The sequence below is a fragment of the Bradyrhizobium sp. WSM1417 genome (genome assembly GCF_000515415.1).
GTDB lineage: Bacteria > Pseudomonadota > Alphaproteobacteria > Rhizobiales > Xanthobacteraceae > Bradyrhizobium.
This window is the reverse complement of the sequence record NZ_KI911783.1, coordinates 7,876,096-7,899,727: the sequence shown is the minus strand read 5'-3', so window position 1 is coordinate 7,899,727 and position 23,632 is coordinate 7,876,096. Positions and strand designations below refer to the sequence as shown.

The window sequence follows — 23,632 nt, the reverse complement described above, 5'->3', positions numbered from 1 at the left end:
TACCAATACCGCTGCAGCCTGAAGGTCAACCGTTCCGCTCCCCAAATGGGGTGCGGGATGCAACGACCATATGACCGCGGCCCCCTTTATTTCACCCCGGCTGGGGATGGAAATACTCGAAAATCCTGCGGGCGCTCTCCGCGCTCACCCCCGGAACCTTGCCGAGATCGGTGATCGAGGCGCGTTCGATCTCCTTCAGGGTTCCGAAGTGATGCAGCAAGGCACGTTTGCGTGACGGACCGATGCCCGGAATCTCCTGCAAGCCAGCCTCGCGGATGTCCTTCTTACGCAGCTTGCGGTGCGAACCGATGACGAAGCGGTGCGCCTCGTCCCGCAGCCGCTGGATGAAATAGAGCACGGGGTCGCGCGGCTCCAGCTTGATCGCCTCGCGCTCCGGCATGAACAGGGTCTCGCGGCCGGCATCCCGGTCCGGCCCCTTGGCCACCGACATCAGCGCCACCTGGGTCAGGCCGAGATTTGCAAAGATGTCCCGGACCGCATTGAGCTGGCCGCGGCCGCCGTCGATGATCACGAGATCGGGCCATTGCGGGAAGTCGTCGTCCTTGGTTTTGGCCGCGTTGTCCTCGGGTGGATTGATCAAGCGCTTGAAGCGGCGCTCGAGCACCTCGCGCATCATCCCGTAATCGTCGCCGGGCGTCAGGCCCTCCGACTTGATGTTGAACTTGCGGTACTGGTTTTTCACAAAACCGTCCGGGCCGGCGACGATCATGGCGCCGACCGCGTTGGTGCCCTGGATGTGGCTGTTGTCGTAGACCTCGATCCGCTTCGGCGCATGCGTCAGGCTCAGGGTCGTGGCCATGGCGTCCAGCAGGCGGCTCTGCGTCGCGGTGTCCGCGAGCTTGCGGCCCAGGGCCTCGCGCGCGTTGGTGAGCGCGTGGGTGACGAGCTCCTTCTTCTCGCCGCGCTTCGGCGTGGATACCTCGACCTTGCGGCCGGCCTTGATCGACAGCGCATTGGCGAGCAGCTCGCTCTCCTCGATCTCGTGCGAGAGCAGGATGTGCCTCGGCGGCGGCTTGTCGTCATAGAACTGGGCGAGGAAGGAGCCGAGCACCTCTTCCGGCGTATACGTCTTCTCCGCGCGCGGGAAATAGGCGCGGTTGCCCCAGTTCTGGCCGGTGCGGAAGAAGAACACCTCGACGCAGGAGAAGCCGCCCTCCTGGTGGATGGCGAACACGTCGGCTTCTTCCACCGTGCGCGGATTGATGCCCTGCTGCGACTGGATCGCGGACAACGCAGCGAGACGGTCGCGGTAGAGCGCGGCGCTCTCGAATTCGAGCTCGCCGGAGGCCTTCTCCATCTCGGCGGCAAGCTCCTGTTTCACCGCATGGCTCCTGCCGGACAGGAAGTCGCTCGCCTCGCGCACCAGGGTCGTGTAGCCGGGGAAGTCGATCTCGCGGGTGCAGGGGCCGGCGCAACGGCGGATCTGGTAGAGCAGGCAGGGCCGCGAACGGCTCTCGAAGAAGGAATCCGTGCAGGAGCGGATCAGGAACGCGCGCTGAAGTGCGGTGATGGTGCGGTTGACGGCGCCGGCGGAGGCGAACGGGCCGAAATAGCGACCGGGCCGCGTCTGCGCGCCGCGATGCTTCAGGATCTGCGGCGCCCAATGGTCGCCCGTGATCAGGATATAGGGAAACGACTTGTCGTCGCGCAGCTGCACGTTGAAGCGCGGCCGAAGCTGCTTGATGAGGTTGGCCTCCAGCAGCAGCGCTTCGGTCTCGGTGTGGGTCGAGATGATTTCCACGGTAACCGTGGCGGCGATCATGCGCAGGATGCGCGCCGGCTGCGGCGCGCTCTGGCGCGCATAGTTCGACAGGCGCTTCTTGACGTTCTTGGCCTTGCCGACATAGAGCACGTCGGCATTCGCATTGAGCATGCGGTAGACGCCGGGCGAGGTGGGGGCGAGGCGGACCGCGCGTTCGATCGCCTCGTGGCCGGTCGCCAGCGGCTCTTCGCCGACGGTGCCGCTCTCTTCCAGGATGTCCGGCAGCCGCGCATCGTCCTCGTCGTCGCCGTTCGCGGTGGCGGGATCGAGGTCCGGCGGCGCCGCTTCCGTCTCCTGAGGCGGGACGTCGGGCGCGTTGCCGCGCACGGGTTTGCGCGCGCGTGCGTCGTCCGGATTGTCGGGGGAATCGTGAACCATGGTGCGAATTTAGGCGCTGCGGGTGCCGATTTGAAGTTCCGGCCGTGCGGCACGCACAGGATGGCGGCGCAGTTCCCGGTAACGCTTGCTTAAGCCTGTTAACAGCGCGGTAACCCGGCTTAACAGGCCTTTAACTTAAAACTCTCGATAAATCTTACGCGAAAAAGTGGTGGTTCCGTAACCATGCGGTTTTGCCTGGCGCGGCGGCGCGGGCATCGCACCGGTGGCGGCAGTTGCGTTGGAGTGTGTGATGAAGGGGCTCGTTGTGGGCGCAGCCGTGTTGGCTGCAGTCGGCTGGACGGCTTCGGCAGAGGCCGCCGATCTCAATTATGGGCAGCGTGCGCCCTACACGGTCAATCAGCCGCTCAATGCCTATAGCTGGGCCGGCCCGTATCTCGGTGCCAATCTTGGCTACGAATGGGGTTCGGTGAACAACAATCCCGCCAAACCCTCGGGCTTCGTCGGCGGCGTTCAGGCCGGCTACAATTTCCAGACCGGCCCATGGGTGTTCGGCGTCGAGGGCGACATCCAGGCCGCCGGTGCCGACGACACCTTCGCGCCGTGGAAGTTCTCCAATCCGTGGTTCGGTACCCTGCGCGGCCGCGCCGGCTACGCCTTCAGCAACGTGCTGTTCTATGGCACAGCGGGCCTCGCCTTCGGCGAGCTGCGCGCGCAGACGTTCGGCTGGACCGAGTCGCACACCAGCGCCGGCTGGACCATCGGTGCCGGCGCGGAAGTCGGGTTCGCGCCGAACTGGAGTGCCAAGCTCGAATATCTCTACATCGATCTGTCGACGAGTCAGTTCGCAATTACAGGCGTGTCAAACGGCTATAGCGCCAGCGTTGTGCGCGCAGGCGTGAACTATCACTTCTGATAGCTAAAGAAGAAAATACCGGACCAACCTCCCGGCCGCTTGCGGCCGGGATTTTTTTTACGCCAGGCTCGCTAGGGCAGGATGACCAAATCGACCGCCTTCGGCCCCTTGCCCTTCTTGTCCGGTTCGACTTCGAAAGTAATACGCTGTCCTTCGGCAAGGTCCTTCAGTCCGGCCCGCTCCACAGCAGTAATATGTACGAAGACGTCGCGGCCCCCGTCGTCCGGTTTGATGAATCCGTAGCCGCGCTCACCGTTGAAAAACTTGACCGTTCCCGTCATGGCCATCGGGAAACTCCCCCTCATTGCTCCTCCGTCGTGACGCAGACGCACGTCACGACATGACCGGGCCTTACGAAGCCCGGGAGCTGGCCATCCTTGGGCAGACCATTCGGTCCGACTGGATCTTTCTTAGGCCTTCACTCCGCCGCAACCATTCGCGGAAGCGGAACGTAAAGCCAGTCACCGCAACAGCATAATACGGTTCTCTGCAGATTGACCACCGCTCCTGCATATTTTTCCCAAGATGCCGGAGTGTTACGGTCTCGGCACCTCTAATCGGAATCTGGCAGCGCCACCCTGGCCGAGCGGCATTTCCAGCTCAGGCAGGATCGTCTTGAGCTCGCCGTGCAGTGTGTAAGGAGGATTGACGATCAAGAGCCCGGTGGAGGTGAGAGCTGCGCCGTCGGCCTGCGGCGCCACGCTGAATTCGAGGCGCAGACATTTTCCCGGCGGTTTTGCTGCGGCTGCGAGCCGCGCCACTGATTGCACCAGCGCATCGGTGGCGCGCCGGCTTTTGGCGGGATACCAGATTACATAGATACCGGTCGGCCATTTCGCGAAAGCGGCCGAGAAGGCCTCTCCGAGCTTTTCGAACTCGTCCTTTGCCTCGAACGGTGGGTCGATCAGCACGAGCCCACGCCGTTCCTTCGGCGGCACGAAAGCCGGCAACGCCATCCAGCCGTCGAGGTCGACCACGCGGGCCTGCTCGTCGTGGCGCAGCACACCGATCAGCGCCTTGCGCGCCTTCGGCTCGATTTCGCAGGCGACGAGGCGGTCCTGCGGCCGCATCAGGGCGCGCGCGATCAGCGGCGAGCCCGGATAGGCCTTGAGCTCGCCCTTCGGATTGAAGGCGCGGACGATGTCGAGATAGGGCTTGGTCAGCGCCATGGCGTCGTTCGACAGCCGCGCCTGCATCAGCCGCGCAATGCCCGTCAGCCACTCGCCGCCGCGGCGCGCCTCGTCGCTTTCGAGATCGTAAAGGCCGGCGCCGGCATGGGTGTCGATGACGCGAAACGCGCCCGGCTTGTCCTGGAGATAGGTGATGATGCGTGCCAGCACGATGTGCTTGATGACGTCAGCGAAGCTTCCGGCGTGAAAGGCATGGCGGTAATTCATGCAAGAGCACTACGCCACGTGACGGCCTGAGCAAAGAGGCACGACGCCTGGGTTACCCACCCCGGATCGGCGGCATCGCCACTTGGTCGCGGCGGCAGGCACGGCGGTCGATCTCCTCGCAGGCGCGGAATTGCAGGTCCTTGCTGAGGCAGATGCGGACTTCCGACAGCCGCGTCCGGTTGCAGGTGATCGAGACGGCGGCATTGCTGAGGCCCGGATTGGCCTTGATGAAGGCTTCCTCCACCTCCGCCGGCGCCAGGGTCTTGGCCTGCGACAAATCGAGATATTCGGCCGGAATCTTGATCGCGGCGCGGGCCTTCCGGATCGTCTCGAAATAGCTGCGGTCGGCGAGCCCCGAGCAGGTGCCGTGCTTGTCCCACTCGTTGAAGATCAGCCCCGGCGCCGGCATCAGATCGAGCATGGAGGAGACGATGCTGCGGTTCAGCCGCGGCGACGGCCGCTGGCAATATTCCGGAAAGCCGTTCTCATATTGCGGCCACAGACCATGCACCACGAAAGCGTAGGGCCGTCCGCTGCACTGGATCTGCGAGCGGCCGCCGCGCTCCGCCGCCTCTTCGCAGAAGGAGGGCGACCACGACAGCGACAGCACATAAAAATCGAATTCGCCGGGCGTGTTCTGCCGCTTGTCCTGGGCCTTTGCGCCACCGGCCGACGCAGCCAGCCCGGCCGCAAGTGTTAGCGAGATCATCAGGCGGGAGAACGAATGCAATCTGGAATAAAACATGGCGACGCCCCTCAACTAGACTGTGCAGACGAGCCTAGCAGGCGATAGGAACATTTCAAGAACAAATTTCGGGCGACCATCGTTGGGCCGCCTGATCGGTCCGGATCAGCGCAATTATTGCTTGGCGGCGCGGCAGGCTGGGTTGTAGGCCCAGTTGCGGTCGAGCCCGACCACGCACCATTCGACGCCCTGGCCGTAGCCGGCGAAGCCGCCATCCTCGACGATCGAGAAATGCACCTTGCGCAGCTTGCCGTCCGTGAGCATGGCCTCACCGGTGCAATAGCGGCGCGGGATGTTGTCGGAGGCCCAGGGCCGGAACGCGGTCTCGTGAACAGCCGAAAAGCCGGTGATCTTCAACGAGGAATTCCAGAACGAGCTTTCTTTCTCCCAGAACTGGCTGGCGATCGTCGGCAGCGCCCTGTCGCATTCGGAGACGTTGCCGTCATAGCGCGGCCCGCTCAGCCAGAAATTCAGCTCCAGCGGATTGGCGGCCCTGGCCTCGCCGAGCGACAGCACCCCGAACAGGAGGCCGAGCACGGCGGCAAAGCGGAGCGATTTCGGGAAGGTCGAGGCGCGCATGGATGATCCAGACAGCATGATCTGTGAGGGTGGGACGGTGCCGCGAAGGCCGGAGGAGGTCAAGTGCAGCGCGGCAACACTTGCCGACGAGTTGACCGCAATGCTGCACTAGAGGGGTCTTCCGTTCTTTCCACCGCCGCGCCGGCACCGTAAACTGCCGCCAATCAATCGGAGTGACGGGAATGCGAATCATTGCGGCCGCGGGTCTACTTGCCCTGGGTATGATGGCGAGCCAGTCGGCGCGCGCCGATCTGCTTCCGGTGCCTCCGTTCAAGGGCAACGACACCGGCGGCATCATCGCCTATTCAATGGCAACCCAGGTCGATGCGCGGCAGGTCGCGGTCGATCACTGTGCGCGCTACGGCAAGGTCGCCAAATTCCTGGCGGTGCAGGCCTATGAGGGCGGCTACATCTCGTTCTCGTGCCGCTGGGTGCCCTATGGCGCCGCCGACCAGCCGATCCGCACGCTCTACTGAGGCGCTTTCGTAGCGCCGCCATCTCGCAGCCGGGAGCTTCCCACATGACGCGCAAATTCGCTTTGCTCGGCTCGGCCCTTGTTGTGTTGTCGGCGAGTGCGGCCTGTGCCGACGATCTGCCGGTGCGCAAGGCGGGGCTGTGGGAATTGAAGATGGTCAGGACCGGCACGCAGGTGCCCGAGATGACTATGCAGCACTGCACCGACGAGACCGTCGACAAGGAGATGAACAACAACGTCTCACCGATGGCCAAGCAGATCTGCGCCAAGCAGGACATCAAGAAGACCGCGACCGGCTATGTCGGCGATTCCGAATGCAATGTCGCCGGCATCAGCACGACCTCGCATGCTGAGATCACCGGCGATTTCAATTCGGCCTATACGGTGAAGACGTCGTCGCACGCGCAAGGCGGCGCCGCCGGCGCGGCGGGCCGCGACACGACCATGCAGCTCGAAGCGAAATGGATGGGGGCCTGCAAGCCGGACCAGAAGCCCGGTGACATCGTGATGCCCGGCGGCTTCAAGATGAACGTGCGTGACATGGACAAGCTGAAAGCGCTGCTGCCGAAGTAGGTCCCGCGCGGCCGGTGCGCTCCCTCGCCCCGTTCTTACGGGGCCGCGACGAGCTTCGCTCGCACTGAGAGGGTTGGGGTGAGGGGCCTCTCTCCACACGCGCGATTGTTGAGGGACCTGTACCCCCTCACCCGAATTCGATCAGCGATCGAATTCGACCTCTCCCCGCAAGCGGGGGCGAGGTGAAGAGCCGGTTAAACCGGTATCCGCACGCTCGCCCTCAATCCGCCCATCGGGCTGTCGCCAAGTGTGATGTCGCCGCCATGCGAACGGGCGATGTCGCGGGCGATGGCGAGGCCGAGGCCCGTGCCGCCTTCGTCCTGGTTGCGGGCGTTGTCCAGCCGCAGGAACGGCTTGAACACCTCTTCGCGTAAATGGGCGGGAATGCCCGGCCCGTCATCGTCGACCGTCACGGTCAAATAACGGTGATCGCGCTGGCCGGTGATGGCGATGCTCTTGCCGTAGCGGGCGGCGTTGGTGACGAGGTTGGCGAGGCAGCGCTTGAACGAGGCCGGCTTCACCGTGACCACGGGCAGGCCGTTGAACGCGACGGTCGCCGTGTGGCCGTGGCGTTCGGCGTCGCTGCGCAGCTCCTCGAGCGCCTGGGCCATGTCGGTCGGCTGCGACTGCTCGCCGGAATCGCCGCGGGCAAAGGCGAGGTAATCCTCGAGCATCATCGACATCTCGTCGACATCCTTGCGCATGCCCTCCATTTCGGGGCTGTCGCCGATCAGCGCCAGCTCGAGCTTGAACCGCGTCAGGATCGTGCGCAGATCGTGGCTGACGCCGGCAAGCATCGCGGTGCGCTGCTCCATCGTCCGCTCGATGCGCGACTTCATTTCCAGGAAGGCGACCGATGCGCGCCGCACCTCGCGCGCACCGCGCGGGCGGAAATTCGGCGCCTCGCGGCCCTTGCCAAAACTTTCAGCGGCGTCGGCAAGTCGCAGGATCGGCTTGATCTGGTTGCGCAGGAATAGCACCGCGACGATCAGCAGGATCGAGGACGTTCCGACCATCCAGAACAGGAAGATCTCGGAGTTCGAGGCATAGGCGGCGCTGCGCTGCGCGAACACGCGCATCACGGCGTCGTCGAGCTGGATCCGGATCTCGACGAGGTTGGAGCGGCCGACCGTGTCGATCCAGAAGGAGCGCCCGATCTGGCGGCCGAGCTGCACCGACAGTGTCTGGTCGAGCAGCGAGAAGAACGGCTTCGGTCCCGGCGGCGGCATGTCGCCGGCCGGGAGGAAATCGACCACGAGGCCGAGGCGCTGCTGCGCGATGCGGCGGATCTGGTCGCGATCCTTGTCTTGAGGATAGCCCTTGTAGACGTCGATCAGCGCGGCGATGTCCTGCACCACCGCGGCCGACAGGCGGCGCGTCACGGTGTTCCAGTGCCGCTCCATGAACACGAAGGCGACGACCGATTGCAGGATCACCATCGGCACGATCATGATCAGCAGCGCACGCGCGTAGAGGCCGGTCGGCATCCAGCCCTTGAACGCATTGCCCATCCAGCCATTGGCGGCGGAGACGCGGCCGGCGGCGCTCTTCAAAAGCGTCAGGCCGCTATCGATCGTGCTCATCGGTGGCGCTTCACTCTTTATGGCGAGGCTACCAGCCGGTAGCCGATGCCGCGCACGGCCTGGAGGAACAGCGGATTGGCGGGATCGGTCTCGATCTTGCGCCGCAGGCGGTTGATCTGCACGTCGACGGCGCGCTCGTTGACGCTGCCATTGCCGGTCAGCGCGCTACGCGGCACGGTCTCGCCCGGTGTCTCCGACAGGATCCGCAGCATCTCGCGCTCGCGGTCGGTGAGGTGAATGACGTCATCGCCCTGGCGCAATTCGCCGCGCTCGAGGTGGTAGATGTACGGACCAAACGCGATCTTCTCGACCGCAGCGGCCTGTGGCGGCGGCGCGGCGCGCTTGAGAATGTTGTTGATGCGCAGCGCAAGCTCGCGCGGCTCGAACGGCTTTGCGACGTAGTCGTCGGCACCGATCTGCAGGCCCTCGATGCGCGCTTCGGCTTCGTGCCGCGCCGTCAGCATCACGATCGGCACCGAGGACGAGGTCCGGATGAAACGGGCGAGATCGAAGCCGGTCTCGCCGGGCATCATGACATCGAGGATCAAGAGGTCGAAGTGCAGGCCCATCAGCTTCGCGCGGGCGTCACTGGCGCTGGCGGCGGTCGAGACGCGATACCCTTCGCCAGCAAGGAAGCGCGAGAGCAGATCGCGGATGCGGCGGTCGTCGTCGACCAGCAGGAGATGCGGGGCATCGTCGGCGGGGCGTGCCGGCGGGCGTGCGAGCGTGGCAGCGAGCGGCACGGTCACTCCTTGTCCTGATTGACGCTGGCAAAGATCGTCTCGAGCACCTTGTCCGGATCGTCGCGGTCGATCATCGCGCGCAGGAAGCGCTTGACGGTCTCGGCATCCTGCGGCGTCATCTCGGCGAGCGCCTTGGTGATGCGCGTGGTCTGGAGGCCGGCGAGCTTCTGCACCAGAGCCTCGCCCTTCGGAGTCGCAAACAGCAGGCGTTGGCGGCGATCATTGTCGCCGGTCTTCTGGACGATATAGCCCTCGTCCAGGAGCTGCTTGAGCACTCGGCCGAGCGACTGCTTGGTGATGCGCAGGACGTCGAGGAGGTCGGCGACCTTGAGACCTGGATAACGATAGACAAAGTGCATGACGCGATGATGGGCCCGGCCGAAGCCGAACGCCTCCAGCTCCTGGTCGGGATCGCCGACGAAATCGCGATAGGCGAAGAACAGCAGTTCGATGATATCCCAGCGCAAATTGCCTCCGTCGTCTGCCGCCGGCCGCGGCCCGGCAGCGTCTTGAGAAGGAGTCGCGAAATTTATGTCAGGCATATTGACGTATCTTGGTCTCAATGTTACAAAACGATTAGCCCGCACGAAATTTTAGATCGTTTCGCGTCGGGTGGGCTTCGAAGCAAGGCGGCCACAGTGGGCCGGACAGGCGGCGACGGCCGGAGCAGATCTACCGTGCGATTGTCGAACGGCATTTCGGCAAAACATACTGGACTTCCGTCTTCCGCAAAAGCATGTCCTCGGTGACATGCTGGCCACGGAAACCGGCCGTAACAAGGCTGGCGGCGGTCCGGCCAGAAACCAATCGAGCCAGCCGGGCCCAAATCGGGGCAGGCGGGTGCCAGAACGGCGCCGCCACCGGCAGCGGGAGGCAAGGACATGAGCATGAAATTCGACATCCAGCCCGCATCCAATCCGACGTCCGAGAAGGATCGGGTCGCCAAGCTGGTCGACCCCGGCTTCGGGCGGGTCTTCACCGACCACATGGCGGTGGTCCGCTACAACCAGGCCAAGGGCGGCTGGTACGAGGCGCGTGTCGAGGCGCGCACCAATTTCCAGCTCGATCCGGCCGGCGCCGTCCTGCACTACGCCCAGGAAATTTTTGAAGGCCTCAAGGCCTACAAGCGCGACGACGGCGGCGTGAACCTGTTCCGTCCCGACGCCAATGCGCGGCGCTTCAAGGACTCGGCCGACCGCATGGCGATGGCGCAGCTCCCTGAAGACGTCTTCATCGAGGCGGTCGAGCAGGTCGTGCGCATCGATCGCGCCTGGATGCCGGGCGGCGAGGGCAGTCTTTACCTGCGCCCCTTCATGATCGCGAGCGAGACCTTCCTCGGCGTCAAGCCCTCGTCCGAATACATTTTCGCGGTGATCGCCTCGCCGGTCGGCTCCTACTTCAAGGGCGGCCCCGCGCCAGTCTCGATCTGGGTGTCCGAGAACTACACGCGCGCTGCGGTCGGCGGCACCGGCGCCGTCAAATGCGGCGGCAACTATGCCGCAAGCCTGCGCGCCCAGGCCGAAGCGATCCAGCACGGCTGCGATCAGGTCGTCTTTCTCGATGCGATCGAGCGGCGCTACATCGAGGAGCTCGGTGGCATGAACGTGTTCTTCGTGTTCGACGACGGCTCGCTCTCGACGCCGCCGCTCGGCACCATCCTGCCCGGCATCACCCGCGATTCCATCATCGCGCTGGCCAAAGACGCCGGCAAGACCGTGCGCGAGGAGCCGTACTCGCTCGACCAGTGGCGCAAGGATGCGGCAAGCGGCAAGCTGAAGGAGGCGTTTGCCTGCGGCACGGCCGCCGTGATCTCGCCGATCGGCACAGTGCGCTCAGTGAGCGGCGATTTCGAGATCTCGGGCGGCGCCGCCGGCCCCGTCGCCATGGGCCTGCGCAAGCAGCTCGTCGACATCCAGTACGGCCGCACCAATGATCCGCACAACTGGATCAAAAAGGTGATTTGAGACCTCGTCTCCTGGGCCGAGCGCGGGGCCAAGCTCGCGAAACGGATCCGCAGCGCACCTTCCTGCGAAGGAAGTGCGCCGCGTTTGCACGAACGGCGCTAACCTTTAGTTGTTGAATCCATCACTGCAACTGTGCGAGGATGACGAGACATCAAGCCTCTCAGACCTCGCGACATGCCTGCCCCTCTCTCCCAGCCAATCAAGTGGGCCGTATCCGCTGTCGTAACGGCAGTCGCTCTATTCGGCATTCTAACATTGGGTCCCGGGCCGGCGGTCGAGGTGGCGGACCGGATCATCAGCGTGGCCGACACGGACGCCGAAATGAATGCCGCGATCGCTCGGGCACGCGCTACCCTGCCTGTCTTCTGGGCTTCCTATGAAGCACCAAAGCGAACGGAGACGGAGCACACTCTCAAGGTTCGATTTCCGAGCACCGGGAACGACGAGCACATCTGGATGAGTGAAGTGAAGAAGCTTCCGGGTGGGGAATATGCAGCGCGGTTTGGGGATACGCCGCGCAATCTGCCAGGAAAGCGGTTGGGAGACCTCGCCGCCTTCAAGGATGCCGACATCTCGGACTGGATGTTTATGCGCAACGGCAAGATCGTCGGCGGCGAAACCATCAAGCCGCTGCTCAAATCCATGCCGAAGGCGGACGCCGACGCGCTCCGGGCCCGGATGGAGCAGCCGTAAGCCTTGGGCGCGGAACAATCTCTCTTCCGTTGCCTCTGCTTGCGGCGACGGCCATGAACGCCCCGCCACGTTCCCGCGACAAAGCCCGGAGATATTCATCCATCCGGACATCGCGACCATGGCATCCACTCTTCCCCAACCCCTGAAATGGGCCGTTCTCGCCGCAATCGCCGGCGTCACTGTCTTCGGCATTCTGACCATCGGCCCCAAGCCGGATGTCTCAGCTGAGGGCCGTTCGCCCGTCGTCGACGTGCGCACCACCGATCCGGAGATGAACACCGCGATCGCGCGCGCGCGTGGCACGCTGCCGACCTTCTGGGCCTCCTACGAGGCGCCGAAACCGTCAGAGACAGGGCACGCCCTGAAGGTACACTTTTCGACCCGCAAGGGCGGTGAGCACATCTGGATCGCCGAGGTGAAGAAGCTGCCGAATGGGGGCTATTCCGGCCTCTTCGCCAATGAGCCACGCGATCTACCCGGCAAGCGGGCAGGCGACGAGGTCAAGTTCAGCGAAGCCGACATCTCGGACTGGATGTTCATGCGCAACGGGAAGATCGTTGGCGGCGAAACCATCAAGCCGACGCTGAAGTCGCTGCCGAAAGCGGATGCCGATGCGCTGCGGGCACGGATGGAGCAGCCGTAAGGGCCTACCCGGCAGTTGCCGCTTCGCGCGTCGGCTGGTAAATGCCGCGCATGGCCGAAAAATCCAAAAAACCCCAGAAACTGAAGGCGCGCCTGCCGCGCGGGCTTGAGGATCGCGATCCCGCCGCGATCCGGGCGACGCGCGAGATGGTGGAAAAGATCCGGACGGTCTACGAGCTCTACGGGTTCGAGCCCGTGGAAACGCCGGCGATGGAATACACCGATGCGCTCGGCAAGTTCCTGCCCGACCAGGATCGTCCGAACGAGGGCGTGTTCTCGTTCCAGGACGACGACGAGCAGTGGATTAGCTTGCGCTACGATCTGACCGCGCCGCTCGCCCGCTACGTCGGCGAGCGCTACGGGACCGACGGCCTGGTCCTGCCCTACCGCAGCTACCGGGTCGGCTACGTGTTCCGCAACGAGAAGCCCGGCCCCGGCCGCTTCCGCCAGTTCATGCAGTTCGACGCCGATACGGTGGGATCGGCGACGCCGGCGGCGGACGCGGAGATCTGCATGATGGCGGCGGACACGATGGAAGCGCTGGGCATTGCGCGCGGCTCGTATGTCGTGAAGGTGAACAACCGCAAGGTGCTCGACGGCGTTCTGGAAGCAATCGGGCTCGGCGGCGAAGAGAACGCGGGCCGCAGACTGACCGTGTTGCGCGCAATCGACAAGCTCGACAAATTTCCCGCCGAGGAAGTTCGCAAGCTGCTCGGTCCCGGCAGATGGGATGGCGGCGAAGAAGGCAAGGGCGACTTCACGAAGGGCGCCAACCTGAACGCGTCGGAGGCCGACGTTGTGCTGGCCATCACCAAACCGCGCGACGACTGGAAAGAGGCCATTGCCGCGGCGGAAACCTATCTCGCCAAGAGCGAAGTTGGTCAGGCCGGCGTGAGCGAGTTGGAAGAGATCGCCAAGCTGGTGACGGCGTCGGGTTACGGGGCAGACCGCATCAAGATCGATCCCTCCGTGGTGCGCGGCCTCGAATATTACACCGGCCCCGTCTACGAGGTCGAACTGCTGCTCGACACCAAGGATGAAAAAGGCCGCCCCGTGCGGTTCGGCTCGGTCGGCGGTGGTGGCCGCTATGATGGCCTGGTCTCGCGCTTCCGCGGGGAGCCGGTGCCGGCGACCGGATTCTCCATCGGCGTGTCGCGGCTTCAGGCCGCGCTGACCCTGCTCGGCAAGCTCGACACGAAGCCCGGGTTCGGCCCCGTCGTTGTCACCGTGTTCGACCGCGACCGCGTCGCCGACTATCAGAAGATGGTCGCGAGCTTGCGCAGCGCCGGCATTCGCGCCGAACTCTATCTCGGCAATCCCAAGAACATGGGCAACCAGCTCAAATATGCCGATCGCCGCAATGCGCCTTGCGTCATCATCCAGGGCTCGGATGAAAAAGCGCGTGGCGAGGTGCAGATCAAGGATCTGATCGAGGGCGCGAAGGCGGCGGCCGCGATCGCTTCCAACCAGGAATGGCGTGAGAGCCGCCCGGCGCAGTTCTCGTGCAGCGAGGCCGATCTTGTCGCCAAAGTTCGCGAGGTGCTGGCGCGCCATGACGTGAGCTGGGGCTAGCTATTCGCTGACGCCGCCATGCCCGGGCTTGTCCCGGGCATCCGCCTCCTGTTTGATGGCGCCCGTCAATGGCCGGTGTTAGGCCCAAGGGAGAGAAAAATGCCTGAGATCACTGTCAGCATGGCCGAAGGCCGCACCGACGAGCAGAAGGCCGGCATGATGCGCGACATCACCCAGGCACTGGTGAAGAATCTCGGCGTCGATGCCGACGCCGTCGTCATCCAGATCAACGAGGCCCCGCTCCGCCACAAGATGAAGGGCGGCAAGACGTTCGTGGAGCGCGCGGCGGCTGCGAAGAAGTAGTCACCGCTGTAGCTGCAGACACCATCGTCGTCCCGGCGAAGGCCGGGACCCATAGCCACAGGCCTGCATTGTTGCGCGAGCTGTCAATCGCAAGTCTTCGGCAAACTTAATTCGGTGGTTATGGGGCCCGGCCCCCGTGCGCAATTGCGCACTAGGCCGGGACGACACCAATAGTGAGGCCCCATGGACGCACGCGACTTCATCAAGGTCGGCATGAGCGCCGAGCGCACGCTGGTGGTGCCGGTGGAGCGCACGGTCGGGCATTTCGTGCCCGGCATGCCGATGGTCTATGCGACGCCGATGATGATTCTGGAAATGGAGATGACGTCGGGCGATGCGATTCGCAGCGTCCTTCAGTCCGGCTGGGTCACCGTCGGCACCGAGGTCGATATCCGCCATCTTGCAGCAGCCCTTGTCGGTGCGACGGTGCGGACCACCGCGAAGGTTTTCGCAGTCGAGCGCCGCGTCATCCGCTTCGAGGTCGAGGCCTTCGAGGGCTCGCGAAAACTCGGCGAAGGCCGCCACGCCCGCGGGCTCGTCAATGTCGCGATGTTCAACAAGCGGTTGGGGGCGTAGCCGCTACTTCGCCAATTCCTTCGACCGCTGCGTCGCCGCCGCGATCGCGCGGATCATCAGATCGCGCAGGCCTGGTTCGCCCATCAGCACACCGAGCGCCGCGGCGGTGGTGCCGCCGGGCGAGGTGACGTTCTGGCGCAGCGTGCCGGAGGCAAGCTCCGACTGGTGGAGAAGTTCACCCGAGCCGGCGACGGTCTCGCGTGCGAGTTTTGTCGCGAGCGCCTCGGGCAATCCGGCCTCGACACCGGCGCGCGCGAGCTCTTCGGCCAGCAAAAACACATAGGCCGGGCCCGAGCCCGACACCGCGGTCACCGCGTCCATCAGGCTCTCATCGTCGACCCATTCGACCGAGCCGGTGGCGCGTAGCAGCGCATCGGCCACCGCGCGTTGCTGTGCGCTGACGTTGTTCGCGGCGACAGCCACCGTGATGCCGCGACCGATCGCGGCCGGCGTGTTCGGCATCGCGCGCACGACCGCGCCGCCGCAGACCTCCTCGAGCGAGGCGATCGTGGTTCCCGCCATGATCGACAGCACGGAGGTCTTGTCGGAGACGAATAGCTTCAGCTTGGCGCCGGCCTCGCGGAACATTTGCGGCTTCACCGCGACCACGAGCGTCTCGGCCTGGCCCGCCGCCGTCACGTCCGGATTGAGCGCAACCCCCTTGGCGGCAAGTGCGGTGATCTCGGCCGAGATGTGCGGATCGATCACCGCGACGCGGCGCGGATCGAGACCGCCCGAAAGCCATCCGGTCAGCATCGCGCCGCCCATCTTGCCGGCGCCGGCGAGAAGGATGGTGCCGGTGATGTTTTGGAGAGTGCTGTTCGCCACTGTGGTCACCACAAATTCGGTGTCGTCCCGGCGAAGGCCGGGACCCATAACCCCGAATGTTTCTAGTGGATGGAAGGCAGAGCAACAAGCATCGCGCGATACAGCGAAATCATGCGGTATGGGTCCCGGATCTGCGCTCCGCTTCGCTACGCTTGTCCGGGACGACGTTGGAGAGGGGTGAGGTCTTACGCCTCGCCCACCGTGTCGAACATGGCCGCGTCCATGGCTTCCCCCGTGGACTTGCCGGCCCACACCACGAACTGGAATGCCGGGAAATAGCGTTCGCAGGCGTGGATGGCGCCGGCGAGCATGGCTTCGCACTGCCCGGTGGAGGCGATGAGCCCGCCCGGCAGCACCAGGGCCTGCCGATGCATGATCATGCCGGTGGTGGTCCACAGGTCGAAATGCCCGACCCACAGCTGCTCGTTGACCGCGGCCACGAGCCGCTGCACTTCGCCCCGTCGCGCGACCGGAATCTTCATGTCGAACGCGCAGGCCAGATGCAGCGCCTCGATCTCACCCATCCAGGTGAAGGAGATCTGGTAGTCGGTCCATTGTCCCTTGGAGACAATCGTGAGTTCGTCTTCGCCGGAGCGTTCGAACGGCCAGTTGTTGCTGGCAGCGATATCCTCGACCACCGCGAGCGGATGGTTTTTGGAATCGATAGTGCCTTCGAGCAGGGACATGCCGTCTCGACCTCTTGCCTTTTTGTTGTCTTTGATACGCACGCGGTTGGTCCGGCGCGCGCTCCTTAATATTGCTAAGGCGATCCGTTCGGATCAGCGCGGGCTTGTCGCGGATCAACTGATGTGATTTGCGGAATCTGCGCAACTGGCTGCCGAGTCCGTCCACAAGTCAGGACTCGTTCGTCCACAGCTCATCTCGGCCACAATTATTAACGGGAAGAACAAACCGGAATCGGATTCGATGGCCCGCCAATCGCTAATTCCGCCGCGTGCCCCCTGGACCGCCATCCCGGCATGGGACCATGCGGTTTTCCCATGCGGAACCCGCTTGCCGCGGCCCCGAACCGGCGTCATATTTCGGTCAGGCCGTTCATTCCGGGCGGCCGATGTTCTCAGGGCGGGGTGAAAGTCCCCACCGGCGGTAAGGGCCGTAAGGCCTAAGCCCGCGAGCGCCTTCCTCAAAGTCTGTTGCTGAGGGGAAGGGTCAGCAGATTCGGTGCAACTCCGAGGCCGACGGTTAAAGTCCGGATGAAAGAGAACGGTCGGTGGCAGACGCATCGCAGGATGCGGCTGTTTGTCGTTCCGTGTGCCCTGATTCTGGTCCTTAACTGAGGAAAGCCATGAATCAGATGTTGCAAGATCCCCAAGTCCAAACTTCCCAAGCCGAAACGTCCCAACCAACCCGAACGCCACCGCCGGTTCCGCACGATCCGGCGCCCGACCATCCGCGCTTTGCGAAACCGCAGCGGGTGGCCTTCGTGCAGGCCTGCTGGCACCGCGACGTGGTCGCGGAGGCCCGTATCGCCTTCGTGAAGGAGGCCGAAGCGCGCCACCTCAATCATGTCGACGTGTTCGAGGTGCCGGGCTCGTTCGAGATCCCGCTGCATGCGCAGATCCTCGCCAAGACACGACGCTACACCGCGATCGTCGCGGCCGGCCTCGTCGTCGACGGCGGCATCTACCGCCATGAGTTCGTCGCCGACACCGTGATCAAGGCGTTGATGGACGTGCAGCTGCGCACCGAGGTGCCCGTGTTCTCCGCGGTGCTGACACCGCAGCAATTCCACGAGACCGAGGTGCACTACGATTTCTTCCGCAGGCATTTTGCGATCAAGGGCGTCGAGGTGGCGGCCGCCTGTGCGGAGACATTGCTCGGGCTCGAACGCCTGCGCGGCCAGGTCGCGGCGGGAATCGTGTAACGCAGCGCAACGACGATCCCTCATCCGGAGGGGCGCCAAGCGCGTCTCGAAGGATGAGGGGCGATCGCCGCCGTCATCACCCCAATGACACCCCCGCTTTGGCGCGGCTGATCCCGAGGGCCAGGATGCGCTGCAGAAGAGCCGGATATTTCAGCCCGGCATGTAGAGCCGCCGTGGCGAATTCCTGGCTCTTGGCGATCTCGGGATTGGGATTGGCTTCGATGAAATACGGCGTGCCGTCGGCGGTGAGACGAAAATCGATGCGCGCGTAGCCGTCGAGGCCAAGCACCCGGTAGATGCGTTTCGCGGCCCGCTGGATCCTGGCGGTCACTTCCGGCGCCAGATCCTTCGCAGGTCCATCGACGATGCCGACCTTTTCCTGATAGTCGGTGTCGTGCTTGGCCTTCTCCGTGGCGATATGCCGTGACGAGCGGCCGCCCATGCTGCCGAATTTCAACTCCCAGATCGGCAGAACGCGTAAGCGGTTGTTGCCGAGCACGCCGACGTAGAGCTCTCGCCCCTCGATGAACTGCTCGGCGATGGCGGCGGATTCGACCCGCTCGTGGATGAAGGCAACCCGCTCGGCCAGCTTCTCGTCGGTATCGACGATCGAGGCTTGCGAGATGCCGAACGAGCCATCCATGTTCAGGCTCTTGACGATCAGCGGCAGCGCAAGACGCGTCGGGCGTTTCACCTTGCGGCGCATCGGGAAGACGGCAAAAGCCGGAGCGGCGATCCGGCGGTGATGCACCAGCGTCTTGGACAAATCCTTGCCGCGGGCCAGGGTCAGGCCGCGCGGATTGCATCCGGTATAAGGGACCTTCATCAGCTCGAGATAGCTCGCGATGTGCTGGTCGAAGGCGACGTTGTTATGGAATTCCTCCAGCAACGTGAAAACCACGTGCGGCTTGAACTCCTCGATCGCTTCGCGCACCGGCCTGATTTCCTCCTGCGCGCCTAGCGGGCGAACCTCATGGCCTGCCGCGCGCAAGGTACTCACCACGTCGTATTCGGTTTTCCACGCGTTGATTTCCTGCGCGGTGTGCCCGTCGCTGGAGTCCGGCGGCACGAAGTCCGGATGCATGAGGACCAGAATGCGCAGACGTCTCATAGCGCGATCCATTTTCGTCGAGACGGGCCAAACATCGTGTGCATCGTCTTGGCTGTCACGAGGACGATGAAGTCGAGAACGAGCTTCTGTTCAGGGCCGACGGCACGCAGATCGAGCTCGCGACAGCGAGAGATCATCTCGTCAAGCACGGCATCGAGCGTAAGCTGATTCTCGCCGGTCCATCGCGCGACCAATTGCCTGATCTGGGAGCGGTGGCGCCGGATCAGGGCCGAAGCCGGCTTTGAGCGGTGATGCCGTGGATCGGCTGAAAACAGCCGGGAGAGATCGCGGTCGTAGGTCTTGGGGGGCGTGAAGGCGTAGAACGCCTGCTTCTTCTTGTAGTGCTCTTCGAGCGTCTGGCTGAGCCGACCCAGCGTATCGACACGCTCCCGCGTCGCGATCGGCGGCCGCTTTCCCGCGATCTCGCCCATCAGCTCGTCGACATATTCGAGCTTCTTCAGCGCCGGCCAACCAGCATATCGCGTCCGCCAGTTCGAACGGGGCCGCAGCCACACCGCAAAGGTCTCGGCGAAATCCTCGTCCGGATGGCTCTGCGCATACCACAGCCGCAGATGCTGGACGTAACGCCTGCTCGCCGGATTGGGCCGGTAGTACCGCGGGTAGTGTTTCGACGACGGGCCGAACAGCTGCTGCCAGCGCCGCCGGCGCTGTAGCTGGTAGCCGTGCTGGATCGCGTGGCCCGCCTCGTGACGGAGGATGGCCATGCACTCGCGCCAGGTCCCGCCCTCGACGTCGAACATCATCTTCTTTTCGAGCTTCATCAGGCGAGGATGAGCAAGATAGAACGGAATGGCGATGCCGGGAACGCCGCCCGGACTGAACCATTCGCTCGACATCCAGGTGTGCGGCCGCAGCCGGATATCCCGTTCTTCCAGCTCCTCATAGAGTGTGCTGACGCAATCCTCGAGCCAGGTGCCTTCGACCGTAACCCTCAGGCTGGAGAGACGTTGCTTGAGCAACGCGTCATCCGACAGCTTCTCCCAGGCAAATTTCCGGCGTGGCATCGGGCATCCAGAGGGCAGAGATGACTCGGGATTCGGATGATGTCATGGGCGGTCGTTGGCAACAACCCGGGGGGCGTCGTAAGGGACGGTAGATGCTCGCACTCCCTCGCCTCGCAAGCGGGGCGAGGTAAGAAGGTCAGTCGAACAGGCTCGACACTGACTCTTCCGCCGCGGTGCGCGCGATCGCGTCGGAGATCAGGCTGCCGATCGGCAACGTACGGATGTTCGGCGCCTTGCTCACCGCCTCGGTCGGCAGGATCGAGTCGGTGATCACCAGCTCCTTCAGCCTGGAGTTCGCGATCCGGGCCGCCGCGCCGCCGGAGAGCACGCCGTGGGTGATGTAGGCGTAGACGTCCTTGGCGCCCTTGGCGATCAGCGCATCGGCCGCGTTCACCAGCGTGCCGCCGGAATCGACGATGTCGTCGACCAGGATGCAGCTGTAGCCGGAGACATCGCCGATCACGTTCATGACCTCGGATTCGCCCGCGCGTTCGCGGCGCTTGTCGACGATCGCAAGCGGGGTGTTGATGCGCTTGGCGAGGCCGCGGGCGCGGGCCACGCCGCCGACGTCGGGCGACACCACCATCACCTTCCCGAGATCGAAGCGTTCGCGGATGTCGCGCACCATCAGGGGCGCAGCGAACAAATTGTCGGTTGGGATGTCGAAGAAGCCCTGGATCTGGCCGGCATGCAGGTCGAGCGTCATGACGCGATCGACGCCGGCATGGGTGATCAGATTGGCGACGAGCTTCGCCGAGATTGGCGTGCGGGAGCCGGAACGGCGATCCTGCCTGGCATAGCCGAAATAGGGGATCACTGCGGTGATGCGGCGGGCCGAGGAGCGGCGCAGCGCGTCGGTGATGATCAGCAACTCCATCAGGTTGTCGTTCGTCGGAAACGAAGTCGACTGGATGATGAAGGCATCCGAGCCGCGGATGTTCTCCTGGACCTCGACGAAGATTTCCATGTCGGCGAAGCGCCGGACCACCGCTTTGGTCAGCGGCATGTCCAGGCCCTGTGCGATAGCCTGTGCGAGAGCCGGATTGGAGTTACCGGCGACGAGCTTGATGGAGCCGTTCTTGGCCGACATGGACGCTTCCTCCCGCGCTTTGCTGGACACGATGTTCAACATCTCGGATACCCACGGAGCACGGTTACGACGGGCGAGGAAATATCAGGCCGGAGGCTGCAATGGCAACCCGGGACGCTACGTTTTCCCTGCGAAATCCCGAGTCCGGCCAACGGTTTGGCCGGAAGTTGGGACCGTGGTTTCGCGGGGGTTATCGCTCGGCATAGCCTAGAGCCGAGGCCGGCATCTCGCCCACCGGAGCCTCCGGGATCACGCTCGCCACGGCCGGCCCGCGCAAGCCGGGAGCCGAGCCCGGCGCATCCGGCGTGCCGTTGATCATGTTGGAAAGTCCGCTGAATCCGGCTTGGGCGATCTTCCGCAGCACGAGGTCGTCGGCAGCGCCCCAAGGATCCCGGCCAGCATCGCGGCCGCCCTTGGCCGCGGTCGGTTCCTCGCCGGAAAGGCGCAGCGCCCGCTGCTGGTTGGCGTCGTAGACGTCCCAGACCCAGGCGATCACCGTCTTGCCGCGCACGATCTGGGCGGAGAGGTAGCTGCGCACGCGGTAGGCAGCCGTCCCCTCGCGGGAGACCACGGACAGGCTGCGCAGCTTGGATTCGCTGTCGAGCACGCCGACCATGCGGTCGAACACTTGCGGCGGCGGCCCGTCGATCGATTCGAACGCGACCGTCGCCCCGGAGCTCGGCGCCATCGCATAGGAGTTCGCGGCACCACCGCCGCCGGCGCAGCCGCCAAGCGCAGTCGCAGCCGTCAGCAGCATGACCGCCAGCACGCGCGAACCCGCGCGGCGCAAGATGAATGACGCGTCCCTCATTATGGAGGGCAGCGATATCGTTAAAACGCATTAACGTCTAGGGCGGGTGCGCCACAGCCCACTGTCATCGCGCGCAGGCATAGCCCCGGAATGACACGGGGTTGCTCTTGTGTTCACGCTTCGAGCGCAATCGCGTGGACGTGGCGGCCGTAATCCGGCTCCTTGCGATGCACCGAGCGGCGGTAGCTGAAGAAGCGTTCGTCGGCGTAGGTGTCCAGACCGAGATCGTCGATCATCAGAATGCCCGCGGCTTCCAGACGCATCCGGATGAAGCCGGCGAGGTCGAACATCGCGTGGCCCTCGCGCACCGACGGGATGAAGAACATCGCGTTGTCCGCATCCGCCTCGATGAAGCGCGCCACGAACTCATTGCCGACTTCATAACTGTCCTGGCGGATCAGCGGGCCGATCGCGGCGATGATGCGGCTCCGCGAGGCGCCGAGTTTTTCCATCGCCGAAATGGTCTGCTCCAGCACGCCGGTGAGCGCGCCCTTCCAGCCGGCATGCGCGCCGCCGATCACGCCCGCGTCGGGATCGACGAACAGCACGGGCCCACAATCGGCGGTGGAGACGCCGAGCGCGATGCCGGGCACCTTCGTCACCAGCGCATCGCCCTTTGGCCGCGGCCCGCTCGGCCACGGAGCGTCGGCCACGAGCACGTCGGGCGAATGGATCTGGTGCAGGCTGAGAAAGCGTTCCGGTGCGACGCCGACATGCTCGGCCATGCGGCGGCGGTTCTCCGCGACAAGGGCCTGATCGTCGTTGGAGCCGAGCCCGCCGTTCAGCGCGGAGTAAATGCCGCCCGAGACGCCGCCCTCGCGGGTGAAGAAGGCGTGGCGCAGGCCCGGCACCGCCGACAGCAGCGAGGAGGCAAGCGTCATGAATCGTCTCCGCCGCGTTCGAGATCGCTCAGGCCCGCAAGGCCCGTCAGCCGCGGCTCGGAGATGCCGAGCACCTTGAACATCGAACCCATGCCGCTGCGCCCGGTTTCGGTCAGGCGCTTGAGCGCGATCGAAATGTCGGTGGCAACGTCGGGCGCCGCCTTCTGCATCAAGGCGGCTGCACGGGTCTCGATGCCGACGCGTTTGAGGAAATCACCCTGCGTCACCGGCCCGTGCACGCGGGCGCCGACGTCCTCCGCCCCGCGCGCGAGCGCCTGGAAGTCGACATGGGCCGTGACGTCGGCCTGGCCCGGCGCCTTCAGGGGATCGGTGAAGGTGTGGCGCGCGATCGCCTGGAAGGTGTCGCCGGCATCGCTGCGCAGATGGCCGTAGTCGATGATCAGCGCCGCGCCGTCCTGGTCGCGCACGCGGCTGGCGAGCTTCATGATCTCCGCATCGGGCCGCCATTCGAACACGGCCCCGACGGGCGCGGCGCGCACCAGAGGCGGCAGCAGCACCTCGAAGCGCGGCGTCGGCTCGGCCGCCGCGCCGAATTGAAGTTTTCCGTTGGCGTCGACTTCGATCACGCGCTCGTGCCAGCCGTTCTCGTGACGGACCATCTGATGGATCGGCAGCACGTCGAAATATTCGTTGGCGAGGATGATGCTCGGTCCCTCGGGCACGTCGTCGATGCTGTCGTGCCAGGCGATGTTGCGCACGCCCGACAGCGTCGCACTCTGCCGCTCGCGCAGGACCGGATTGACCTCGACCATGTGGATGTGGAGCGCCTGGTAGAGCGGCGGCAGCACGCGGAGCGCGCGCAGCGCATCCGCCATCATGGTGCCGCGGCCGGGGCCGAGCTCGATCAGCCGCAGGAATTGCGGCGACCCCATCTGCTTCCACACCGAAGCAGTCCACAGGCCCAAGAGCTCGCCGAACATCTGGCTCACCTCGGGCGCGGTGGTGAAATCGCCTTCTCGTCCCAACGGATCGCGCGAGACGTAATAGCCATAGCGCGGATGCATCAGGCACAGTTCCATGTACCGCCAGACCGGCATGGGGCCTGAGGATTTGATCAGCGCCTTGATCTCGTCGAGTAACGGCTGGTCGGTCACGGCCTA

The 23,632-nt window shown here is 64.6% G+C and carries 26 protein-coding genes and 1 riboswitch; of the genes, 10 read left to right on the top strand and 16 right to left on the bottom strand.

Annotation, left to right across the window (positions count from 1 at the left end; genetic code table 11):
• Positions 1-91: 91 nt before the first annotated feature.
• A complete protein-coding gene (uvrC, locus tag BRA1417_RS0138710; RefSeq protein ID WP_027520382.1) occupies positions 92-2,161 on the bottom strand; it encodes an excinuclease ABC subunit UvrC in 2,070 nt (689 codons plus the stop codon).
• Between the two features lie 250 nt (positions 2,162-2,411).
• On the opposite strand from uvrC, the gene BRA1417_RS0138705 reads away from it, so the two are divergent.
• Entirely contained in the window at positions 2,412-3,035 is a 624-nt protein-coding gene (locus BRA1417_RS0138705; protein ID WP_027520381.1) for an outer membrane protein, read from the top strand.
• A 71-nt stretch (positions 3,036-3,106) separates the two neighbouring features.
• Here the strand turns inward: BRA1417_RS0138705 and BRA1417_RS0138700 are convergent, their stop codons facing one another.
• From BRA1417_RS0138700 to BRA1417_RS0138685, 4 genes are all read right to left on the bottom strand, one after another.
• Positions 3,107-3,322, bottom strand: coding sequence for a cold-shock protein (locus tag BRA1417_RS0138700; protein WP_007614865.1), 216 nt, complete (start codon positions 3,320-3,322; stop codon positions 3,107-3,109).
• A 249-nt stretch (positions 3,323-3,571) separates the two neighbouring features.
• Positions 3,572-4,432, bottom strand: a complete 861-nt coding sequence (locus BRA1417_RS0138695) for a 23S rRNA (adenine(2030)-N(6))-methyltransferase RlmJ (RefSeq protein WP_027520380.1) — start codon at positions 4,430-4,432, stop codon at positions 3,572-3,574.
• A 52-nt stretch (positions 4,433-4,484) separates the two neighbouring features.
• Positions 4,485-5,177 (bottom strand): ribonuclease T2, encoded by a 693-nt coding sequence (locus BRA1417_RS0138690; RefSeq protein ID WP_027520379.1) that lies wholly within the window; start codon positions 5,175-5,177, stop codon positions 4,485-4,487.
• 114 nt (positions 5,178-5,291) lie between these two features.
• On the bottom strand, positions 5,292-5,756 hold the full coding sequence (locus BRA1417_RS0138685; protein WP_027520378.1) for a hypothetical protein: 465 nt from the start codon (positions 5,754-5,756) through the stop codon (positions 5,292-5,294).
• Between the two features lie 182 nt (positions 5,757-5,938).
• Between BRA1417_RS0138685 and BRA1417_RS0138675 the strand changes: the two genes are divergently transcribed.
• Positions 5,939-6,232: a hypothetical protein gene (locus BRA1417_RS0138675; RefSeq protein WP_027520377.1), complete on the top strand. Its 294-nt coding sequence runs from the start codon at positions 5,939-5,941 to the stop codon at positions 6,230-6,232.
• A 44-nt stretch (positions 6,233-6,276) separates the two neighbouring features.
• Positions 6,277-6,804, top strand: coding sequence for a DUF3617 family protein (locus tag BRA1417_RS0138670; RefSeq protein ID WP_027520376.1), 528 nt, complete (start codon positions 6,277-6,279; stop codon positions 6,802-6,804).
• 194 nt (positions 6,805-6,998) lie between these two features.
• On the opposite strand, the gene BRA1417_RS0138665 is transcribed toward BRA1417_RS0138670, so the two are convergent.
• The 3 genes from BRA1417_RS0138665 to BRA1417_RS0138655 are packed head-to-tail and all read right to left on the bottom strand — an operon-like array spanning position 6,999 to position 9,672.
• Positions 6,999-8,387: an ATP-binding protein gene (locus BRA1417_RS0138665; protein ID WP_027520375.1), complete on the bottom strand. Its 1,389-nt coding sequence runs from the start codon at positions 8,385-8,387 to the stop codon at positions 6,999-7,001.
• Positions 8,388-8,404: 17 nt separating this feature from the next.
• Complete coding sequence (locus tag BRA1417_RS0138660; protein WP_027520374.1) at positions 8,405-9,136, bottom strand: response regulator; 732 nt, start codon at positions 9,134-9,136, stop codon at positions 8,405-8,407.
• Positions 9,133-9,672: a MarR family winged helix-turn-helix transcriptional regulator gene (locus BRA1417_RS0138655; protein ID WP_027520373.1), complete on the bottom strand. Its 540-nt coding sequence runs from the start codon at positions 9,670-9,672 to the stop codon at positions 9,133-9,135. Before BRA1417_RS0138655 ends, BRA1417_RS0138660 begins: the two co-directional genes overlap by 4 nt.
• A 339-nt stretch (positions 9,673-10,011) precedes the next feature.
• Here BRA1417_RS0138655 and BRA1417_RS0138650 point away from each other — a divergent pair, with 339 nt between their 5' ends.
• The 6 genes from BRA1417_RS0138650 to BRA1417_RS0138625 all read left to right on the top strand — a co-directional run bounded on the left by BRA1417_RS0138650 (position 10,012) and on the right by BRA1417_RS0138625 (position 14,880).
• The gene (locus BRA1417_RS0138650; protein WP_027520372.1) at positions 10,012-11,094 is read left to right on the top strand and encodes a branched-chain amino acid aminotransferase; all 1,083 of its coding nucleotides are present in this window, start codon (positions 10,012-10,014) and stop codon (positions 11,092-11,094) included.
• Between the two features lie 300 nt (positions 11,095-11,394).
• A complete protein-coding gene (locus BRA1417_RS0138645) occupies positions 11,395-11,787 on the top strand; it encodes a DUF2314 domain-containing protein (RefSeq protein ID WP_245286333.1) in 393 nt (130 codons plus the stop codon).
• A gap of 118 nt (positions 11,788-11,905) precedes the next feature.
• Complete coding sequence (locus BRA1417_RS0138640) at positions 11,906-12,430, top strand: YegJ family protein (RefSeq protein WP_027520370.1); 525 nt, start codon at positions 11,906-11,908, stop codon at positions 12,428-12,430.
• 50 nt (positions 12,431-12,480) lie between these two features.
• Positions 12,481-14,001, top strand: a complete 1,521-nt coding sequence (gene hisS, locus BRA1417_RS0138635) for a histidine--tRNA ligase (RefSeq protein WP_027520369.1) — start codon at positions 12,481-12,483, stop codon at positions 13,999-14,001.
• 18 nt (positions 14,002-14,019) lie between these two features.
• Complete coding sequence (locus BRA1417_RS0138630; protein WP_256379222.1) at positions 14,020-14,304, top strand: tautomerase family protein; 285 nt, start codon at positions 14,020-14,022, stop codon at positions 14,302-14,304.
• 183 nt (positions 14,305-14,487) lie between these two features.
• Positions 14,488-14,880, top strand: coding sequence for a thioesterase family protein (locus BRA1417_RS0138625; protein WP_027520368.1), 393 nt, complete (start codon positions 14,488-14,490; stop codon positions 14,878-14,880).
• A gap of 3 nt (positions 14,881-14,883) precedes the next feature.
• On the opposite strand, the gene proC is transcribed toward BRA1417_RS0138625, so the two are convergent.
• Together proC and BRA1417_RS0138615 are read right to left on the bottom strand one after the other, a co-directional pair.
• The gene (proC, locus tag BRA1417_RS0138620) at positions 14,884-15,756 is read right to left on the bottom strand and encodes a pyrroline-5-carboxylate reductase (protein ID WP_156949118.1); all 873 of its coding nucleotides are present in this window, start codon (positions 15,754-15,756) and stop codon (positions 14,884-14,886) included.
• A 137-nt stretch (positions 15,757-15,893) separates the two neighbouring features.
• Entirely contained in the window at positions 15,894-16,394 is a 501-nt protein-coding gene (locus BRA1417_RS0138615) for a YbjN domain-containing protein (protein ID WP_027520366.1), read from the bottom strand.
• A 384-nt stretch (positions 16,395-16,778) separates the two neighbouring features.
• A riboswitch (FMN riboswitch) is annotated at positions 16,779-16,938 on the top strand.
• A gap of 76 nt (positions 16,939-17,014) precedes the next feature.
• On the opposite strand from BRA1417_RS0138615, the gene BRA1417_RS0138610 reads away from it, so the two are divergent.
• Complete coding sequence (locus tag BRA1417_RS0138610; protein WP_027520365.1) at positions 17,015-17,593, top strand: 6,7-dimethyl-8-ribityllumazine synthase; 579 nt, start codon at positions 17,015-17,017, stop codon at positions 17,591-17,593.
• A gap of 76 nt (positions 17,594-17,669) precedes the next feature.
• Here the strand turns inward: BRA1417_RS0138610 and BRA1417_RS0138605 are convergent, their stop codons facing one another.
• The 6 genes from BRA1417_RS0138605 to BRA1417_RS0138580 form a co-directional block, all read right to left on the bottom strand.
• The gene (locus tag BRA1417_RS0138605; protein WP_027520364.1) at positions 17,670-18,704 is read right to left on the bottom strand and encodes an ATP-grasp domain-containing protein; all 1,035 of its coding nucleotides are present in this window, start codon (positions 18,702-18,704) and stop codon (positions 17,670-17,672) included.
• The gene (locus BRA1417_RS0138600; protein ID WP_027520363.1) at positions 18,701-19,729 is read right to left on the bottom strand and encodes a putative zinc-binding metallopeptidase; all 1,029 of its coding nucleotides are present in this window, start codon (positions 19,727-19,729) and stop codon (positions 18,701-18,703) included. The genes BRA1417_RS0138605 and BRA1417_RS0138600 overlap by 4 nt, the downstream gene beginning before the upstream one ends.
• A 136-nt stretch (positions 19,730-19,865) precedes the next feature.
• A complete protein-coding gene (locus BRA1417_RS0138595; protein ID WP_027520362.1) occupies positions 19,866-20,819 on the bottom strand; it encodes a ribose-phosphate pyrophosphokinase in 954 nt (317 codons plus the stop codon).
• Between the two features lie 190 nt (positions 20,820-21,009).
• A complete protein-coding gene (locus BRA1417_RS0138590) occupies positions 21,010-21,630 on the bottom strand; it encodes a hypothetical protein (RefSeq protein WP_027520361.1) in 621 nt (206 codons plus the stop codon).
• A 113-nt stretch (positions 21,631-21,743) separates the two neighbouring features.
• Positions 21,744-22,511, bottom strand: coding sequence for a peptidoglycan editing factor PgeF (gene pgeF, locus BRA1417_RS0138585; RefSeq protein ID WP_027520360.1), 768 nt, complete (start codon positions 22,509-22,511; stop codon positions 21,744-21,746).
• Positions 22,508-23,626 carry a class I SAM-dependent methyltransferase gene (locus BRA1417_RS0138580; protein ID WP_027520359.1) on the bottom strand — a complete coding sequence of 373 codons (1,119 nt, stop codon included), beginning with the start codon at positions 23,624-23,626 and terminating at the stop codon, positions 22,508-22,510. The genes pgeF and BRA1417_RS0138580 overlap by 4 nt, the downstream gene beginning before the upstream one ends.
• Positions 23,627-23,632 lie beyond the last annotated feature (6 nt).

Excerpts from the sequence above, each read along its gene's own strand:
- uvrC (WP_027520382.1), bottom strand. The coding sequence starts at position 2,161 with ATGGTTCACGATTCCCCCGACAATCCGGACGACGCACGCGCGCGCAAA.
- BRA1417_RS0138705 (WP_027520381.1), top strand. The coding sequence starts at position 2,412 with ATGAAGGGGCTCGTTGTGGGCGCAGCCGTGTTGGCTGCAGTCGGCTGG.
- BRA1417_RS0138700 (WP_007614865.1), bottom strand. The coding sequence starts at position 3,322 with ATGGCCATGACGGGAACGGTCAAGTTTTTCAACGGTGAGCGCGGCTAC.
- BRA1417_RS0138695 (WP_027520380.1), bottom strand. The coding sequence starts at position 4,432 with ATGAATTACCGCCATGCCTTTCACGCCGGAAGCTTCGCTGACGTCATC.
- BRA1417_RS0138690 (WP_027520379.1), bottom strand. The coding sequence starts at position 5,177 with ATGTTTTATTCCAGATTGCATTCGTTCTCCCGCCTGATGATCTCGCTA.
- BRA1417_RS0138685 (WP_027520378.1), bottom strand. The coding sequence starts at position 5,756 with ATGCGCGCCTCGACCTTCCCGAAATCGCTCCGCTTTGCCGCCGTGCTC.
- BRA1417_RS0138675 (WP_027520377.1), top strand. The coding sequence starts at position 5,939 with ATGCGAATCATTGCGGCCGCGGGTCTACTTGCCCTGGGTATGATGGCG.
- BRA1417_RS0138670 (WP_027520376.1), top strand. The coding sequence starts at position 6,277 with ATGACGCGCAAATTCGCTTTGCTCGGCTCGGCCCTTGTTGTGTTGTCG.
- BRA1417_RS0138665 (WP_027520375.1), bottom strand. The coding sequence starts at position 8,387 with ATGAGCACGATCGATAGCGGCCTGACGCTTTTGAAGAGCGCCGCCGGC.
- BRA1417_RS0138655 (WP_027520373.1), bottom strand. The coding sequence starts at position 9,672 with ATGCCTGACATAAATTTCGCGACTCCTTCTCAAGACGCTGCCGGGCCG.
- BRA1417_RS0138650 (WP_027520372.1), top strand. The coding sequence starts at position 10,012 with ATGAGCATGAAATTCGACATCCAGCCCGCATCCAATCCGACGTCCGAG.
- BRA1417_RS0138640 (WP_027520370.1), top strand. The coding sequence starts at position 11,906 with ATGGCATCCACTCTTCCCCAACCCCTGAAATGGGCCGTTCTCGCCGCA.
- hisS (WP_027520369.1), top strand. The coding sequence starts at position 12,481 with ATGGCCGAAAAATCCAAAAAACCCCAGAAACTGAAGGCGCGCCTGCCG.
- BRA1417_RS0138630 (WP_256379222.1), top strand. The coding sequence starts at position 14,020 with ATGCCCGGGCTTGTCCCGGGCATCCGCCTCCTGTTTGATGGCGCCCGT.
- BRA1417_RS0138625 (WP_027520368.1), top strand. The coding sequence starts at position 14,488 with ATGGACGCACGCGACTTCATCAAGGTCGGCATGAGCGCCGAGCGCACG.
- proC (WP_156949118.1), bottom strand. The coding sequence starts at position 15,756 with ATGGGTCCCGGCCTTCGCCGGGACGACACCGAATTTGTGGTGACCACA.
- BRA1417_RS0138615 (WP_027520366.1), bottom strand. The coding sequence starts at position 16,394 with ATGTCCCTGCTCGAAGGCACTATCGATTCCAAAAACCATCCGCTCGCG.
- BRA1417_RS0138610 (WP_027520365.1), top strand. The coding sequence starts at position 17,015 with ATGAATCAGATGTTGCAAGATCCCCAAGTCCAAACTTCCCAAGCCGAA.
- BRA1417_RS0138605 (WP_027520364.1), bottom strand. The coding sequence starts at position 18,704 with ATGAGACGTCTGCGCATTCTGGTCCTCATGCATCCGGACTTCGTGCCG.
- BRA1417_RS0138600 (WP_027520363.1), bottom strand. The coding sequence starts at position 19,729 with ATGCCACGCCGGAAATTTGCCTGGGAGAAGCTGTCGGATGACGCGTTG.
- BRA1417_RS0138595 (WP_027520362.1), bottom strand. The coding sequence starts at position 20,819 with ATGTCGGCCAAGAACGGCTCCATCAAGCTCGTCGCCGGTAACTCCAAT.
- BRA1417_RS0138590 (WP_027520361.1), bottom strand. The coding sequence starts at position 21,630 with ATGAGGGACGCGTCATTCATCTTGCGCCGCGCGGGTTCGCGCGTGCTG.
- pgeF (WP_027520360.1), bottom strand. The coding sequence starts at position 22,511 with ATGACGCTTGCCTCCTCGCTGCTGTCGGCGGTGCCGGGCCTGCGCCAC.